The organism is Paenibacillus mucilaginosus 3016 (assembly GCF_000250655.1).
Lineage (GTDB): Bacteria > Bacillota > Bacilli > Paenibacillales > NBRC-103111 > Paenibacillus_G > Paenibacillus_G mucilaginosus.
This window is the reverse complement of the sequence record NC_016935.1, coordinates 8,245,400-8,262,239: the sequence shown is the minus strand read 5'-3', so window position 1 is coordinate 8,262,239 and position 16,840 is coordinate 8,245,400. Positions and strand designations below refer to the sequence as shown.

Here is a 16,840-nt window from a genome sequence, read left to right as displayed (position 1 = left end):
ACACTCACTCGTGTTCAGTTTTGAAAGGTGCAATACCTTTCAATAAGAAGTTTGTTCCTTGAAAACTGGATATACGAAACAAACTAGCTGAAGTATCTAATGTTTTTTATTAGCTGCCTAGCGAGATGTTTTATTTTGGTAGTGACCTTTGAGTGAAGCTCAACGGAACGTAAAATAAAATCATCGAGCGATTAGGTTAAGCTATTAAGAGCACACGGAGGATGCCTAGGCACCAGGAGCCGAAGAAGGACGTGGCGAACAACGATAATGCCTCGGGGAGCCGTAAGCAGGCTTTGATCCGGGGATGTCCGAATGGGGAAACCCACATGTGGTAATTCGCATGTACCATGCAGTGAATACATAGCTGCATTGGAGGCATACGAGGGGAACTGAAACATCTAAGTACCCTCAGGAAAAGAAAACAATAGTGATTCCGTCAGTAGCGGCGAGCGAAAGCGGAACAGCCCAAACCAAGGAGCTTGCTCCTTGGGGTTGTAGGACGTCAATGTGGGTTAAGCAGAGTAGGCGAACAGGTCTGGAAAGGCCGGCCAGAGTGGGTAAAAGCCCCGTAACTGAAATTCTGCGAACACCCTAGACGGATCCTGAGTACCGCGAGACACGTGAAACCTCGTGGGAAACCGGCAGGACCATCTGCCAAGGCTAAATACTCCCTGGTGACCGATAGTGAAGCAGTACCGTGAGGGAAAGGTGAAAAGAACCGCGGGAGCGGAGTGAAAAAGAACCTGAAACCGTGTGCTTACAAGAAGTCAGAGCCCGTTAATGGGTGATGGCGTGCCTTTTGTAGAATGAACCGGCGAGTTACGTTCCCGTGCGAGGTTAAGGTGAGAAGCCGCAGCCGCAGCGAAAGCGAGTCTGAATAGGGCGACATAGTACGTGGACGTAGACCCGAAACCGTGTGATCTACCCCTGTCCAGGGTGAAGGTGCGGTAACACGCACTGGAGGCCCGAACCCACGAATGTTGAAAAATTCGGGGATGAGGTGGGGGTAGCGGAGAAATTCCAATCGAACTCGGAGATAGCTGGTTCTCCCCGAAATAGCTTTAGGGCTAGCCTCGGGTTAGCGTTGCGGAGGTAAAGCACTGATTGGGTGCGGGGCCCGCCAAGGGTTACCAAGTCCAGTCAAACTCTGAATGCCGCAAACGTGATGCCCGGGAGTCAGACAGTGAGTGCTAAGATCCATTGTCAAGAGGGAAACAGCCCAGATCATCAGCTAAGGTCCCCAAGTGTGTGTTAAGTGGGAAAGGATGTGGAGTTGCACAGACAACCAGGATGTTGGCTTAGAAGCAGCCACCATTGAAAGAGTGCGTAATAGCTCACTGGTCGAGTGACTCTGCGCCGAAAATGTAACGGGGCTAAACACACCACCGAAGCTATGAGTCCAAGGTGCAAACTTGTTTGCACCCGGGCAGTAGGGGAGCGTTGTATGCGGGTTGAAGGTTGATCGTGAGGACAGCTGGACTGCATACAAGTGAGAATGCCGGTATGAGTAACGAAAAGATCAGTGAGAATCTGATCCGCCGAAAGCCTAAGGGTTCCTGAGGAAGGCTCGTCCGCTCAGGGTAAGTCGGGACCTAAGGCGAGGCCGAAAGGCGTAGTCGAAGGACAACAGGTTGAAATTCCTGTACCACCGTGAACCGTTATGAGCAATGGGGTGACGCAGAAGGATAGTGACGCGAGCTGATGGATGCTCGTCCAAGCAGTAAGGCTGATGTGTAGGCAAATCCGCACATCGTAAGGCTAAGCTGTGATGGGGAGGGAAATTTAAGTACCGAAGGTCATGAGTTCAGGCTGCCAAGAAAAGCCTCTAGCCAGGGAGAAGGTGCCCGTACCGCAAACCGACACAGGTAGGCGAGCAGAGCATGCTAAGGCGCGCGGAAGAACTCTCGTTAAGGAACTCGGCAAAATGACCCCGTAACTTCGGGAGAAGGGGTGCCTCGGTAGGGTGAATAGCCCGAGGGGGCCGCAGTGAAAAGGCCCAAGCGACTGTTTAGCAAAAACACAGGTCTGTGCGAAGCCGCAAGGCGAAGTATACGGGCTGACGCCTGCCCGGTGCTGGAAGGTTAAGGGGAGCGGTTAGGAGCAATCCGAAGCTGTGAACCGAAGCCCCAGTAAACGGCGGCCGTAACTATAACGGTCCTAAGGTAGCGAAATTCCTTGTCAGGTAAATTCTGACCCGCACGAATGGCGTAACGACTTGGGCGCTGTCTCGACGAGAGATCCGGTGAAATTTTAATACCTGTGAAGATGCAGGTTACCCGCGACAAGACGGAAAGACCCCATGGAGCTTTACTGCAGCTTGATATTGGACTTTGGTACGATCTGTACAGGATAGGTGGGAGCCTGAGAAGCCTGAGCGCCAGCTTGGGTGGAGGCGCCGTTGGGATACCACCCTGATCGTATCGGAGTTCTAACCTGGTACCGTGATCCGGTACGGGGACAGTGTCAGGTGGGCAGTTTGACTGGGGCGGTCGCCTCCTAAAGCGTAACGGAGGCGCCCCAAGGTTCCCTCAGAATGGTTGGAAATCATTCGAAGAGTGCAAAGGCATAAGGGAGCTTGACTGCGAGACAAACAGGTCGAGCAGGGACGAAAGTCGGGCTTAGTGATCCGGTGGTACCGAATGGAAGGGCCATCGCTCAACGGATAAAAGCTACCCTGGGGATAACAGGCTTATCTCCCCCAAGAGTCCACATCGACGGGGAGGTTTGGCACCTCGATGTCGGCTCATCGCATCCTGGGGCTGAAGTAGGTCCCAAGGGTTGGGCTGTTCGCCCATTAAAGCGGTACGCGAGCTGGGTTCAGAACGTCGTGAGACAGTTCGGTCCCTATCTGTCGCGGGCGCAGGAAATTTGAGAGGAGCTGTCCTTAGTACGAGAGGACCGGGATGGACGTACCGCTGGTGTACCAGTTGTTCCGCCAGGAGCACGGCTGGATAGCCAAGTACGGACGGGATAAGCGCTGAAAGCATCTAAGCGTGAAGCCCCCCTCAAGATGAGATTTCCCAGTATGTAAGACCCCTTGTAGACGACGAGGTTGATAGGTTCGGGGTGGAAGCGCGGCAACGCGTGGAGCTGACGAATACTAATCGGTCGAGGGCTTATCCACAAGCTTCCGCAAGGAAGCGGCGGCAGTAATATAGATGTTAGGTCTTCAGCTAGCAGTTTCGTATCCAGTTTTCAAGGTGCAAGCCTTGAACAACCGTTTGGTGATGATGGCGGAAGGGAACCACGCGTACCCATCCCGAACACGAACGTTAAGCCTTCCAGCGTCGATGGTACTTGGACCGCAGGGTCCTGGGAGAGTAGAACGTCGCCAAGCGGTCCCGCTTAAGTGGGGAAAAGGTATCAATGAGAATTTATGAGGGCCCTTAGCTCAGCTGGTTAGAGCGCACCCCTGATAAGGGTGAGGTCGGTGGTTCGAGTCCACTAGGGCCCATTTACAAGCAAGGCCCGTTGGTCAAGGGGTTAAGACACCTCCCTTTCACGGAGGTAACAGGGGTTCGAATCCCCTACGGGTCACCATAGATGAACGCTTAGCTCAGCTGGGAGAGCATTACCTTGACAGGGTAAGGGTCGGCGGTTCGATCCCGTCAGCGTTCACCAACTATCGCGGGGTGGAGCAGCCCGGTAGCTCGTCGGGCTCATAACCCGAAGGCCGCAGGTTCAAATCCTGCCCCCGCAACCAATATAGGGGCATAGTTTAAAGGTAGAACAAAGGTCTCCAAAACCTTTGGTGTGGGTTCGATTCCTGCTGCCCCTGCCAACTTTTTATTGGGGATTAGCCAAGCGGTAAGGCAACGGACTTTGACTCCGTCATGCCTAGGTTCGAATCCTAGATCCCCAGCCATTCAGTTTGAGCCATTAGCTCAGTCGGTAGAGCACCTGACTTTTAATCAGGGTGTCGTAGGTTCGAGTCCTACATGGCTCACCATCAACACTCTAAAGTCAGAGGCAGTTTCATTTTAGAGTACTTGCGCGTATGGCGGAATTGGCAGACGCACCAGACTTAGGATCTGGCGGGCGACCGTGGGGGTTCAAGTCCCTCTACGCGCACCATAAGTTTTGCGGAAGTGGCTCAGCGGTAGAGCATCGCCTTGCCAAGGCGAGGGTCGCGGGTTCGATTCCCGTCTTCCGCTCCATTATGTTCCCTTAGCTCAGCTGGATAGAGCGTTTGACTACGAATCAAAAGGTCGGGAGTTCGAATCTCTCAGGGAACGCCATTATTTCATGTTTTCTCGGGACGTAGCTCAGCTTGGTAGAGCACCTGGTTTGGGACCAGGGGGTCGCATGTTCAAATCGTGTCGTCCCGACCATCTTTGCGGGTGTAGTTCAATGGTAGAACTCCAGCCTTCCAAGCTGGTAGCGTGGGTTCGATTCCCATCACCCGCTTCATAGTAAAGGAAGAACCCTCGTAGGCTTTTCGCTTACCAGGGTTCTTTCTTTTATCTTTTACGAGGAGTGCGAAGGTACTGTTACTACCCGTGCAGTAAAGACTCGGCTCCATCAATATAAATTTCAGTTCCGGTGATATGTGAAGATTCATTCGAGGCCAGGAACAATACGAGATCCGCTACCTGTTCAGAAGAACCGGAGGCTTGTTTCAACGGCTGGTCTCCTTCAGGAAATTCGATCGGAATCCGAATTTCTTCTACTTCCGGCTTTCGTTTGGTGTTCTCGTCGATGTTGGTGGAGATGGCACCGGGACAAATGGCATTTACGCGGATTTTGAACTTGGCCAATTCCAAGGCGGCCATCTTCATGAAGGCGACCTGTCCGGCCTTGGTGGTGCTGTAAGCACTGAACCCGAAGTTGGAGAAGACCCGGTTTCCATTAATGGAGCTGGTGATGATGATACTGCCGCCATTCTCTTTGAGATAAGGGATGGCGTATTTGACCGTAAGGAACGTCCCCTTCAGGTTAATATCCACCACCTGCTGCCATTCTTTTACCTCCATAGCTTCGATAGAGGTCAGAACCCCGTTGATTCCCGCATTGGCAAAGACGATATCCAGGCGCCCCCACTTGTCGGCAGCGTCTTTCAAGCTTTTTTCCATCTGCTCCGGAATGGAGATATCCGCCTTCAGGCTGCAAGCTTCTCCGCCTTGATCCTTGATATGCTTTTCCACCTCAAGAAGCTCTTCCTTATCCCTGCCAAGGATCACGACCTTGGCACCCTGCTCGGCCATTCGTATCGCCGCGGCGCGCCCGATTCCGGAGCCGCCCCCCGTAACCAGGGCTACCCTATCTTTAAGCCTTTTGTTGGCCTGCTGAGGCTGGTTGTTCATGAGTGTCATTGTTATCTCCTCCTGGGGATGATTGATATTTATACGTGCAAGGTTGGCTTGAAGCGAAGCCAGATGATCTTAAGGACCATATACACCGGTATGGACAACAGCATTCCAAAGATGCCGGCGGTCTCTGCAGAAACCAACAGCAGGATGACGACCGTGAGGGGGTGAAGATCCATCCGCTTGCCGAACACTTGGGGAGAGACCAGGCTGTTATCCGCCATTTTGGCGATGATAAAGATCAGCAGCACCCATAACGCCATCCCGGATGACTCTGTAAAGGCGATCATGAGACAGGGAACAAGGCCGATCAGCGGCCCGATGAATGGTATGAAGTTCATAATCATCGCAAAGGTGGCGAGCAGCAATGGATAGGGCAGAGAGATGATCAGAAAACCGATGTAGAGCATGGCTCCCACTACAATGCAGACGAGGATCCGGCCAATCATAAACTCACTGAGGACCTTATCCATATCATCCAGCATATCGCGGACGGGCGGCTGGTACCTCTCCGGAAAGAGCTCGAGGAAGGCATCCATCGCTTTGGGACCATCGGAGAGCAGATAATACAGAATGATTGGAATCGCTGTGATAATCAGCAGCGTACTGGTCATGACACCAAGCGCATTGGTGAGATAGTCCGTAGCGACGTTCATGGTCGTACTGATCCACTCCGACAGCTTGGCGGACAAGTTCAATGAATCACTGGTAAAGTAACCGGACAACCAGCGGGTTCTCTCCATTTTCTCCATCTGGGCCGTGAGTCCCTCGAGCAGTTCAGGGATGTTCTGGACGAAGAGGCTCGTCTGACTCTGAAGCATGGGGCCGAGGCCCACCACCAGCAGAGCCGCTACATCAGCCAGAAATATGTACAGGACCAGGGTGGCTGACGGTCTGCGGATTCCGCGGGACTCCAGGAGATGGACCAGCGGACGCAGAAGATAGTAGCAGAAGCCGGAGATAATGAAAGGGATCAGGATCGTTCGGGCGATGGCGTACAGTGGAGAGAAGAGAAAGCTGACCCGGATGAACAGATTCAGAATGATCAGAATCAGGATCACCCCGAGACTGATCCGAAAAAAACGGCTTTGCGGCAATCGGACCACTCCACTCTTCCCATTACTTGATTAGCCCCGATGCCTGTCTCCGACACCAAAAAGATTTGCCTGTGGTTCGGCAAATCTTCATTCCCGGTGGAGCCGTATCGGGATTACCGGCCGCCGGTGGCCAGCAGGACGATTTTGCCATCGTCCAGTTCTTGCTCCAGCCGCTCGGCTTCAGCGTCAGGAACATGCAGCGCTTTAAGCTTCGCGCGAAGTTCGTCCCCTTGGGAACGGAACATGTTGGCGATGCTGTTCCACACTCCCTCCTCCGACATGCCGATCTTCTCGGCATCCGAGTAATCGGCGACTAGATCTGTCCTCGCATCATCATGAGCCAGCACGTAAATCTCTTCTTTGTTGTGTCCCTGAAGCACCCAGAGGCGGACCTGATCGCGGGCTTCGTTGGCATCATGGACCACACTGATCCGCGGCCTTTTGTCCATGGCATTCACCATCCCTTCCTTGGCGTATTGCTGTTTCCTGCAATGTCATTACCTGTCTGATTCCGCTTTGAAACATCAGAGCCAGCGGTACAAAATCCGGTATCCCAATGGATCGAGCTTGATATTCATCATGCCGTTCTCCGGTACCACATCTTCCTGCGAAAGGGCGTCTTTCCAGTCATCGGTCTCCATCGGGTGGGACAGCACGGTTTCTTCCTCTGTGTTGTTCATCCAGACGGTGAAGTGCATTTTGTCGTCAATGCGTTCGTAGATGATCCGGGAGTCGCCTGAATCGGCCTTCAAGAAGCGGAATCCGCCTTGGCGCAGGACGTCGTAATCTTTGCGCAGGGCAATCAGGAGCTTGTAAAAGTCGTATAGCTCATTATCCTGGTGCTCCGGCTCCCACACCATACACTTGCGGCAGTCCGGATCTCCGCCGCCCGTAAGGCCGATCTCATCCCCGTAGAAGATACAAGGGGTCCCGATGTAGGTCAGCAGGAACACGACACAGAGCTTGAGACGGCGTTTGTCTTCTCCCACACACGTCAGCACCCGCGGCGTATCATGGCTGCAGAGCAGATTGAAGACGACCTCGTTGGTCTGCTGCGGATACCGCATAAGCAGGAAGCCCATGCTGTTGGCGAACGTATAGCCGTCCATATAGGAGCTCGAGAAGAATTCCAGTACCTTGTTGGAGAACGGATAGTTCATGACCGAGTCGAATTGGTCGCCGAGCAGCCACTTGAGTGAATCGTTCCATACCTCGCCGACAATATAAGCTTCCGGATTCGCCGCTTTAACGATTTTGCGGAAATCGCGCCAGAAGTGGTGGTCGATCTCGTTGGCTACATCCAGACGCCAGCCGTCGATCTTGATCTCCTTGATCCAATACTCGGCTACGTCGAGCAGGTATTCTTTGACCTCCGGATTGGCAGTGTTGAACTTCGGCATATGCTGGAAAAATCCGAACGTATCGTAGGTCGGGATCCCGTCCTTCACCTCAATCGGAAATTCGCGGACATGGAACCAGTCGGCATACTTGGACTTCTCCCCCTTCTTGACGACATCCTGGAACAAGGCAAAGTGCTCGCTGCAGTGGTTGAACACGGCGTCCAGCATGACACGAATCCCGCGATCATGACAGGCCTCAACCAACTCCTTCAGTTTGGCATTGTCGCCGAACTGCGGATCTACTTTTTTGTAATCCAGGGTATCGTACTTGTGGTTGGAGGGGGATTCGAACACGGGAGTCAGGTAGATGGCATTGACGCCAAGATTCACGATGTAGTCAAGCTTATCGATAATACCCTGGAGATCTCCGCCGAAGGAATTGTCGGTGGTAGGAGTATCGCCCCACTGTTCAGTGCCTTCCGGGTCGTTCTCGAGGTCTCCATTGGCGAAGCGGTCCGGGAAGATCTGATAGAAGATGGCGGACTTGGCCCATTCCGGTGCGGTGAAGAGGTCAATCTCGTGAATATAAGGAAAATCGTAGTACCCACCCGGAGGATAGGGCTGCTCATTGTATACGCCGGTCTCGACCATCCATACGGTTTCGGTTCCTGCCGTAATCCGGAATCCGTAAGTGAGCCGTTTGTACTTGGGCTTCACCGTGGCCTCCCAATAGTCAAAGTAAGCGTCGGAAGCAATACGGAGCATCGGGTATTCCTTGTATGTACGGTCCCAGTCGTATTTGTCCCCAGTCACGGCTGCAATCTCAGTCACGTCGTCACGCTTGGTCCGGAAGCGAAGGTGAATCTTCTCTTTGGTATAGGCGTAAGCCCAGTTGCTGTTGGACACATGATAAAAGCACTCCCGAAGCATAACGTCAGCTCCTTCATCGAACAGAATATCAGGCTTATCCTCCTATTAACCTTGCCCTATGTCTACTAAACAAAAGGAAGGCGGTTACATAGAAAAGGAGGAATGCAGATCCATGGAAGCAAAGTAGCGTGGGCGTGGGATAGGTTACAACCAAGTGGAACAACGAACACAAAAAAACCGGCTCTGGGAGAACCGGGACTTGGTTAGCGGAGGGCAGAAAGGATGGGTAAGGGTGATACACACTCAGGCACGGGGCCTCAGCCAAGTTTGAAGCAGCGTGACCAGCTTCCGCACGTCGACCGGTTTGCTGAGGTAGTCGGAGGCTCCGGCGTCCATGCAGCGCTGGCGGTCTTCCTTCATCGCTTTGGCCGAGAGGGCAATGATCGGCAGCTGCCGGTATCTTGGAAGCGCCCGGATGCTCCGGATGGCCTGGTAGCCATCCATCTCGGGCATCATGATATCCATGAGCACCAGATCGATCCGCGGGTGCCCTTCAAGCAGTTCAAGCGCCTCCTTGCCGTTATCCGCGAACAGAACGTTGATTCCGTATTTCTCCAGAATGTTGGAGAGCGCGAAGACATTGCGGATGTCGTCTTCCACGAGCAGCACCTGCCTCCCCGCAAAAGAAACCTGAGGAAGCTCCTGCAGCGGGGGCTGCTCCGCCGCGTTCCCTTCCCGTGAAGCCTCCTTGGGCTGGCTGAGCAGCACTCTGGTCTCGGCCAGCAGGCGCTGTTCCAGGTTATCCTCAATCCTGAGCACACGGCCCGCATGCGGCTTCAGACACGCTTCTTCCCGGGAGGATAAGGGATGGTCCGTATAAAGTACGTACGGAGGCGTAAAAGGGCTGTCGCTGCCCTCAAGACGCTCAAGTAGCCGGGGCAGCTGCCGGTCAACTGGATCGAGGCGGACCAGGATTCCGTCCCATGAGGACGACTCGAAGACGTCCAGGGCTTCCTGCGCACTGGCCGCCGCCTGAACGCTGACATCGCTGCGCCCGATCAGCCGTGAGATGCTGCTGCGCCGCTCCGGATCCTGCTCCACCAGCAGCAGCCGTTTGGGAGCGTTCCGGAGCGTTTCCTGCGGTCCGGCCTCCAAGGAGGCTGCCGCCTCCACCACGGGCACCATATCCGCGGCGTCACTTGGAGAATCCTCCAGCCGTTCCGGAAGGTACAGGGTGAAGCGGCTGCCCGCACCTTCGGAGCTCTCTACCCGGATCGTGCCGCCGAGCAGTCGGGCCAGCTCGCGGGATATGGTCAGCCCGAGGCCCGTACCGCCGTAGCGGCGGCTGGTGGTGCCATCGACCTGCTGGAAGGCTTCGAAGATGAGCTCCAGCTTATTCTTCGGAATACCGATGCCCGTATCAATAACCGAGAACGCGACGGCAGGGACGGAGGTACCGTCGCTCCTTCGAAGCACGGTCTCATTGCGGTCGATCCGCAGGGCGACGCTGCCCTTGGACGTAAACTTGAAAGCATTGGATAAGAAGTTGCGAAGGATCTGCTGAAGCCGGTGGCTGTCCGTATAGATTTGTTCCGGTACCTCCGGATGGATGGCGATATGAAAGAGAAGCCCCTTTTTGTCTGCCAAGGGCTCAAAGCTCCGCTCCACCCATGTAATCCACGGGCGCAGGGAGAAGGTCTCGGGTTCAATCTTCATTCGGCCTGCTTCGACCTTCGAGAGGTCGAGAATCTCGTCGATGAGGCGGAGCAGGTCGCTGCCCGAGGCGTGGATGGTCAGGGCGAATTCCGTTTGTTTCTCCGTCAGATTGCCATCCCTGTTCTCCGCAAGCAGCTGGGAGAGGATCAGCATGGAATTCAGCGGCGTACGGAGCTCGTGCGACATATTCGCGAGAAATTCCGATTTGTACTTGGAAATCGCGGCGAGCTCCTCGGCCTGCTTCTCCAGCGTGAGCTTCTGCCAATGCAGCCGCTCTTCGGACTGCCGAAGGGCGTCGTTCGAGTAGATCAGCTCCTCATGCTGGGAATGAAGCTCTTCCGACTGCGCCTGAAGCTCCTCCGTCTGCGTCTGGAGCTCCTCGGTAAGCACCTGGCTCTCCTGGTAGAGCCTCTCCACCTCCATCCGCCCCTGCACGCTGTGAAGCGCAATGCCGAGGGTCTCGCAGACCCTGCGCAGCAGCTCCTTATGCCGCTCCCGGAAAGGAGCGAAGGAAGCAAGCTCGATGACCGCAATGGTGTCTCCTTCGAAAGAAACCGGAAAGAGGATCAGCGAGCGGGGCTGGGCTTCGCCGAGTCCGGAGCCGGCGCGCACATACCCGTCGGGCAGAGGGTCGAATACCATCATGCGCTGCTCAGCTGCCGCCTGGCCGGCAAGGCCCTCGCCGAGACGGAACGAGGTCTGCATCCGCGCCTCCCCGAGCTCGGCATAGGCGGCCGTGCGGACGAATTTGAGCGGCCCGCTTTCCTCGTCCCGGATATAGACCGCACCATAGGCAGCGTCCATATATCTGCCGAGCCAATTCAGAATCGTCTGTGCAAAATCCTTGATGTCCGTGCTGCCCTGATAGAGCGTGGCGACATCGACGAAGCAGGTTTTGAGCCAGTTCTCTTCCTCTACCCGGGCAAGCAGCGCATTCGTGGCCTCCGCCAGATCGTGAATCTCGTCGTGGCTGCGGACATCAATGCGGGTGGTCAGGTTCTCCTCTCCGGCGGCAATGCTGCGAATCGTGCCGGTAACAAGCTCCAGCGTATGCACGATGGAGCGGGACAGAAGCAGAATCACGAGCAGCGCGATGAGGATGGCGGCGAAAAGCAGCAGATACAGCTCGGCTTTCAGGGTGCTGCTGCTTGTCACCAGGGCCGCTGCACGTTCCGCCGTCTCCTGTTTGCCAATCTCGCGGAATTCGGCCAGCTGGCTTCGCAGATGGTCGATATCCCGTTTGCCCGGGTCTTCCCGGAAGAAGCGCTGAAGCTCTTCGGTACGTCCGGCCTCTTTGAGGGCTATGGCGGGCTCTCCCGAGCTCTCGATCCAATGCTCGACGGATGAGCGGATCTGCTCAAGCCGCTCCAGCTGCTCCGGTGATCCGGCTGACATACGGATCAGCTCGAGATATTCTCTTTTCCACTGTTCTCTTCCGCTGTGATAGGGCTCCAGATAGGCGGAATTCCCGGTAATCACATACCCCCGCTGGCCGGTCTCCATATCGAGGATGCTTTTTTCCATTCCATTGGCCCTGTCGTGCAGTGTCATATCGTGAGAAATCATGTAATTCATTGCCTGCTGCTGCGAATAAATTCGCTGGATGAGTACGAAGGTCGAGATACCGAGACAGATCAGAACGGCGATAAAACCGGCGGCAAGCTTAACTCGTATGCTGGAACGGAAGAAAGTCGGCAATGGGATCCTCTCCCCTTTGAGTGTATGGCTTTGCGTCTTCCAATATTTTACCCCGCTGCCACTTAGCCTTCAATGTTTATATGGATAGGGGAATTTTTTGACTTTAGTGCACAAAAGGATTACATGACACGGAACGATGTGATAAAATAGGTGGTATGACTTTGCATTGGCAGGATGGAGGAGAACCATGTCGGATTCAGTCAGTTTAATTCACAAGAACACGTCCAACAATTTGCTTCGCCGGGATGTCCGGTTTCTGGGGCACATTTTGGGTGAAGTGCTGGTTCACCAGGGCGGCAATGCGCTGTTTACCATCGTAGAGAAAATCAGAGAGATGAGTAAAACGCTGCGCGCCGATTATACGCCGGAGATGTACGCCGAACTGAAAGAAACCGTGACGGGCCTGGCGCCGGAAATTCGTCACCAAGTCATCCGTGCTTTCGCGGTGTACTTCCAGCTGATCAATATTGCCGAGCAGAACCACCGGATCCGCCGCAAGCGCGATTACGAGCGGACGGCCGGAGAGAACGTGCAGCCGGGCTCCATCGAGGATTCGGTCCGCGAGCTGAAGTCGCTGGGCATTTCGTCGGACGAAGTGCAGGAGATGATTCAAGGCATCTCCCTGGAGCTGGTCATGACCGCCCACCCGACGGAAGCAACCCGCCGCGCCGTGCTGGATATTCACCAGCGCATCGCAGGTGACGTTATGGAGCTCGACAACCCGAACCTTACGTTCCGGGAGCGGGAGCAGCTGCGCGAGAAACTGCTGGGTGAGGTGATTACCCTCTGGCAGACCGATGAGCTGCGCGACCGCAAGCCGACCGTTATCGACGAAGTCCGCAACGGTCTGTACTATTTCGACGAAACGCTCTTCGATGTGCTTCCTGAAGTCTATCAGGAGCTGGAGCGCTGTCTGGACAAGTATTATCCGGAAGAGGACTGGCATGTGCCGACTTACCTGAAGTTCGGCTCCTGGATCGGCGGCGACCGGGACGGCAACCCTTCCGTCAAGGCTTCCGTTACGTGGGAGACCCTGACCATGCACCGCAAGCTGGCTCTCGCGAAATACGAGGAGGAGCTGACGGGGCTGCTGGAGCACATGAGCTTCAGCCGGAGCATCGTTGAAGTCAGCGAGGAGCTTCTCGAGTCGATCGAGAAGGATCGCCGCGAGATTGAGCTTTCCTCGGATAACGAGTGGCGCAACCTCAAGGAGCCTTACCGCATCAAAGTGAAATTCATGACCGAGCGCATCCGCAATACGGGCAACCCGAATGCACCCGCGAAGCGCAAATACAATAACCCGGATGAATTCCGTGCAGACCTGCAGATCATCGAGCGCAGCCTCCGCAACCACTATGCGGACTTCATCGCCGATACGTATGTACAGAAGCTCGTCCGCCAAGTGGAGCTGTTCGGCTTCCATCTGGCTGCACTGGATGTGCGTCAGCACAGCAAGGAGCACGAAGCGGCCATGACGGAGATCCTGGCCAAGATGAGCATCTGTGAGGACTACTCGAAGCTTCCGGAAGCCGAGAAGATCGAACTGCTCACAGCGATTCTGAACGACCCGCGTCCAATTACTTCACCTTACCTGCGGTACAGCGAATCGACGCAGGAATGCCTGGACGTCTACCGTGTCATCCAGAAAGCACAGCAGGAGTTCGGCCGCAGCTGTATTTCGAGCTACCTTATTTCGATGACCCAGGGCGCAAGCGACCTGCTCGAAGTGCTCGTCTTCGGCAAGGAAGCGGGGCTATACATCCACGAGAATGACGGTTCCATCACATGTACCCTGCAGTCCGTGCCGCTGTTCGAGACGATCGACGACCTGCACGCGGCTCCGGACATCATGACGACCCTCTTCAAAATTCCGGCTTACCGGAATTCGCTCGTGTCGACGAACCACCTGCAGGAGATCATGCTCGGATACTCCGACAGCAACAAGGACGGCGGCGTCATCACCGCCAACTGGGAGCTGCGGGTAGCCCTGCGCGGCATTACGGCAGCGGCTAAGCCGTTCGACGTGAAGCTGAAGTTCTTCCACGGCCGCGGAGGGGCGCTGGGCCGCGGGGGCATGCCGCTCAACCGCAGCATCCTGGCCCAGCCTGCCGATACGGTCGGCGGCGGCATCAAGATCACGGAGCAGGGCGAGGTGCTTTCCTCCCGCTATTCGATGAAGGGCATCGCCTACCGCTCCCTGGAGCAGGCGACTTCCGCGCTCATTACGAGCGCGCTGCAGGCTAGAAATCCGCAGACGAACGCTTCCGAAGCGGAATGGGAGAACATCATGCGCGGCATCTCCGAGCAGGCGCAGACGAAGTACCAGGACCTGATCTTCCGGGACGAGGACTTCCTGACGTTCTTCAAAGAGTCCACGCCGCTGCCGGAGATCGGCGAACTCAACATCGGCTCCCGTCCTTCCAAGCGGAAGAACAGCGACCGGTTTGAGGATCTGCGCGCGATTCCATGGGTGTTCGCATGGACGCAGAGCCGTTACCTGCTGCCGGCCTGGTACGCTGCCGGCTACGGGCTGAACAGCTTCTACGCAGGCAAGAAAGAGAACCTTCAGAAGATGCAGGAGATGTACCAGAACTGGTCGTTCTTCCGTTCCCTGATCGACAATCTGCAGATGGCCCTGGCCAAAGCGGATCTGCTCATCGCCAAGGAATACGGCAGCATGATTCAGGATCAGAGCATCGCCGAGCGGATCTTCGGATTGATCCAGGATGAGTACACCCGTACCTCGGAGCTCATCCTGAACATCACCGGACAGCAGGAGATTCTGGATAACGTACCGGTCATCCAGGAATCGATCCGCCTGCGCAACCCGTATGTCGATCCGCTGAGCTACATGCAGGTAGGGCTGCTCTCCGAGCTTCGCACCCTGCGGGATCAAGGCGAAGACGATGCGCTGCTGCTCCGCGAAGTGCTGCTGACCATTAACGGCATTGCAGCGGGCCTGCGGAATACGGGCTGATCGACGAAATGTAAGCCCACTGAACTACAATCTTATGGAATGCTCCGGAGCCTGGCGGCTATCGCCAGGCTTCTTTGTTTGAGCGGGAAAGCAGGTGAAACCAGGAAAGGCATCCGGCGTAAATAGGATTAATCAAGTCTCAGCCTCGTTGATCCTAAACAGATGGGATATAGGGAAAAGAAACCCGCGACGGCTCGTTTGGATGCTGCATTCCCCTCCGCGCGGGATCGGGAGGGGGAGCCATAAGACAGAGAGGCGTACAGTGCTCCGGTACTTTCTTCAGGGGGAGACTGTACATGAAGTGTTATGATTTGGTATGCTTTGCATAATAGCAGGGATGGTCTTCTGCCCGGAAGACATCATCCTGTAGAATCCGGGCCGGTTGTTCTGCGTCGTGGGACGGGAGGGCGGCTCCGGAGGTTGGAGGTAGGCTGGTGGATCAAATGGACACCCGGCTCGCCAAACTGGCCCGCGGCGGCGACCGTGCGGCGTTTGCCGAGCTTGTGGAATTGTATAAAGACAAAATATATCACCTTGCATACCGGATGCTGCGCAGCCGGCATGAGGCGGAGGAAATCGTTCAGGAAACGTTCCTTCGGGTGTACATGAACCTGGACCGGTATGACGAGAACCAGAAGTTCTCGACATGGATCTACCGGATCGGCACGAACCTGTGCATTGACCGTCTGCGCAAGCGCAAGATCAACTATTCGCTGGATGCGGAGATGGGGGACGGGAAGGCAGCGACTGGTATTCTACGCTCGCAAGTCAGGATCCGTCCCCGGACAACCAGGTCCTTCTCTCGGAGACCCAGACCCAAATCCGCGAATCGATTGAGACGCTGCCCGAGAAGTATAAGGCGGTCGTGATCCTGCGCTATCTGCAGGACTTGTCGCTTCAGGAGATCAGCGACGTGCTGTCGATGCCGGTGACGACGATCAAGACCCGGCTGCACCGCGGCAGGGAATTTCTCCGCAAGAAACTGGAGAAGATTCTATAAAAAAATGTTTACACTTTTTGAAACATGTCGCAAGCCGATGCGTAGTGTATAGCAAAATCAGAATATGGACAGAAGAAAGGAGCGGCTCATCATGAACTGTAAAGAAGCCCTCCCACTGCTGCATGAATATATGGACGGGGGACTCGAGGGAAAGGAAGCGGTACAGCTCAAGGAGCATCTGCTCGCTTGTATGGACTGCCGCAGACGCCTCCAGGAGTTCGAGAAGGTCGAAGCTCTTGTGGCGGCCTGGCCCACTCCTCCCGTGCCGGACGGTCTCACACAGCGAATCATGGATGCCCTGCCTCCGGCCAAACGCCAGAACCGAGGATACCGCTGGATTCGCAAACATCCGGCAGCTTCCGTAGCTGCGGTGTTTTTTGCTGTGATGCTGTCTTCTTTCATGACCGCATGGGACAATGACCGGGATCTCATTGTGAAGGGAACGGATCTGGAGTCCGTTGTGATTCAAGGACATACCGTCGTCGTGCCGGCCGGCAAAAAAGTCAGCGGCGATCTGACCGTCGAAGGGGGCACCGTGCAGGTGGACGGCGATGTCGAAGGCAACGTGGTCGTCATTGACGGATCGGTGATCCAGGCATCCACCGCGCATATTTCCGGCCAGGTGAAGCAGATCGACGAGGCATTCAGCTGGATGTGGTACAAGATGAACCAGTGGGTCAGCCAGGTATCGGAGACTCCCTGAACAGCCAAGCTTTGGAATTTCTAAAAATCCTCCCCAAACCGTCTTGGAAGGGGAGGGTTTTTTGCTTTAAATATGGTATGATTTAAGGAGTACATACTAAACTAGAGACAGACATCACCGCGGCAGGGACTTG

Annotated in this window: 7 protein-coding genes, 12 tRNA genes, 2 rRNA genes and 1 pseudogene; 17 read left to right on the top strand and 5 right to left on the bottom strand. The window is 55.3% G+C overall.

All coding sequences use genetic code 11. From position 1 onward, the window contains the following. Positions 1-194 precede the first annotated feature (194 nt). From PM3016_RS34430 to PM3016_RS34365, 14 genes are all read left to right on the top strand, one after another. Positions 195-3,124: ribosomal RNA gene (locus PM3016_RS34430) — 23S ribosomal RNA — on the top strand. Positions 3,125-3,220: 96 nt separating this feature from the next. After that, positions 3,221-3,337 (top strand): 5S ribosomal RNA (rrf, locus tag PM3016_RS34425). 43 nt (positions 3,338-3,380) lie between these two features. Beyond that, a tRNA-Ile gene (locus tag PM3016_RS34420) sits at positions 3,381-3,454 on the top strand. Positions 3,455-3,465: 11 nt separating this feature from the next. Further along, a tRNA-Glu gene (locus tag PM3016_RS34415) sits at positions 3,466-3,540 on the top strand. Between the two features lie 5 nt (positions 3,541-3,545). Then, positions 3,546-3,621, top strand: a tRNA-Val gene (locus tag PM3016_RS34410). Positions 3,622-3,626: 5 nt separating this feature from the next. After that, positions 3,627-3,703: transfer RNA gene (locus tag PM3016_RS34405), tRNA-Met, on the top strand. Positions 3,704-3,707: 4 nt separating this feature from the next. Beyond that, positions 3,708-3,781: transfer RNA gene (locus PM3016_RS34400), tRNA-Trp, on the top strand. A 9-nt stretch (positions 3,782-3,790) separates the two neighbouring features. Next, positions 3,791-3,865 (top strand) — tRNA-Gln (locus tag PM3016_RS34395). 8 nt (positions 3,866-3,873) lie between these two features. Then, a tRNA-Lys gene (locus tag PM3016_RS34390) sits at positions 3,874-3,949 on the top strand. A gap of 42 nt (positions 3,950-3,991) precedes the next feature. Further along, positions 3,992-4,074: transfer RNA gene (locus PM3016_RS34385), tRNA-Leu, on the top strand. Positions 4,075-4,082: 8 nt separating this feature from the next. Beyond that, positions 4,083-4,157 (top strand) — tRNA-Gly (locus PM3016_RS34380). 4 nt (positions 4,158-4,161) lie between these two features. Continuing rightward, positions 4,162-4,238: transfer RNA gene (locus PM3016_RS34375), tRNA-Arg, on the top strand. Between the two features lie 16 nt (positions 4,239-4,254). Continuing rightward, positions 4,255-4,331, top strand: a tRNA-Pro gene (locus tag PM3016_RS34370). Positions 4,332-4,336: 5 nt separating this feature from the next. Further along, a tRNA-Gly gene (locus PM3016_RS34365) sits at positions 4,337-4,407 on the top strand. Between the two features lie 86 nt (positions 4,408-4,493). On the opposite strand, the gene PM3016_RS34360 is transcribed toward PM3016_RS34365, so the two are convergent. From PM3016_RS34360 to PM3016_RS34340, 5 genes are all read right to left on the bottom strand, one after another. Continuing rightward, positions 4,494-5,312 carry an SDR family oxidoreductase gene (locus PM3016_RS34360; protein ID WP_013921121.1) on the bottom strand — a complete coding sequence of 273 codons (819 nt, stop codon included), beginning with the start codon at positions 5,310-5,312 and terminating at the stop codon, positions 4,494-4,496. A 29-nt stretch (positions 5,313-5,341) separates the two neighbouring features. After that, a complete protein-coding gene (locus tag PM3016_RS34355) occupies positions 5,342-6,412 on the bottom strand; it encodes an AI-2E family transporter (protein WP_238540397.1) in 1,071 nt (356 codons plus the stop codon). Positions 6,413-6,516: 104 nt separating this feature from the next. After that, entirely contained in the window at positions 6,517-6,852 is a 336-nt protein-coding gene (locus PM3016_RS34350; RefSeq protein ID WP_236628597.1) for a YflT domain-containing protein, read from the bottom strand. A 75-nt stretch (positions 6,853-6,927) separates the two neighbouring features. Beyond that, entirely contained in the window at positions 6,928-8,673 is a 1,746-nt protein-coding gene (locus PM3016_RS34345) for an alpha-glycosidase (RefSeq protein WP_014372547.1), read from the bottom strand. A gap of 243 nt (positions 8,674-8,916) precedes the next feature. Next, positions 8,917-12,027, bottom strand: a complete 3,111-nt coding sequence (locus PM3016_RS34340; protein ID WP_014372546.1) for a response regulator — start codon at positions 12,025-12,027, stop codon at positions 8,917-8,919. A gap of 187 nt (positions 12,028-12,214) precedes the next feature. Between PM3016_RS34340 and ppc the strand changes: the two genes are divergently transcribed. The 3 genes and pseudogenes from ppc to PM3016_RS34325 all read left to right on the top strand — a co-directional run bounded on the left by ppc (position 12,215) and on the right by PM3016_RS34325 (position 16,707). Then, on the top strand, positions 12,215-15,004 hold the full coding sequence (gene ppc / locus PM3016_RS34335; RefSeq protein ID WP_013921116.1) for a phosphoenolpyruvate carboxylase: 2,790 nt from the start codon (positions 12,215-12,217) through the stop codon (positions 15,002-15,004). A gap of 434 nt (positions 15,005-15,438) precedes the next feature. Continuing rightward, positions 15,439-16,004 (top strand): annotated as a pseudogene (gene sigW / locus PM3016_RS34330) (RNA polymerase sigma factor SigW). Between the two features lie 91 nt (positions 16,005-16,095). Further along, on the top strand, positions 16,096-16,707 hold the full coding sequence (locus tag PM3016_RS34325; protein WP_013921114.1) for a zf-HC2 domain-containing protein: 612 nt from the start codon (positions 16,096-16,098) through the stop codon (positions 16,705-16,707). The last annotated feature ends 133 nt before the right edge of the window (positions 16,708-16,840 follow it).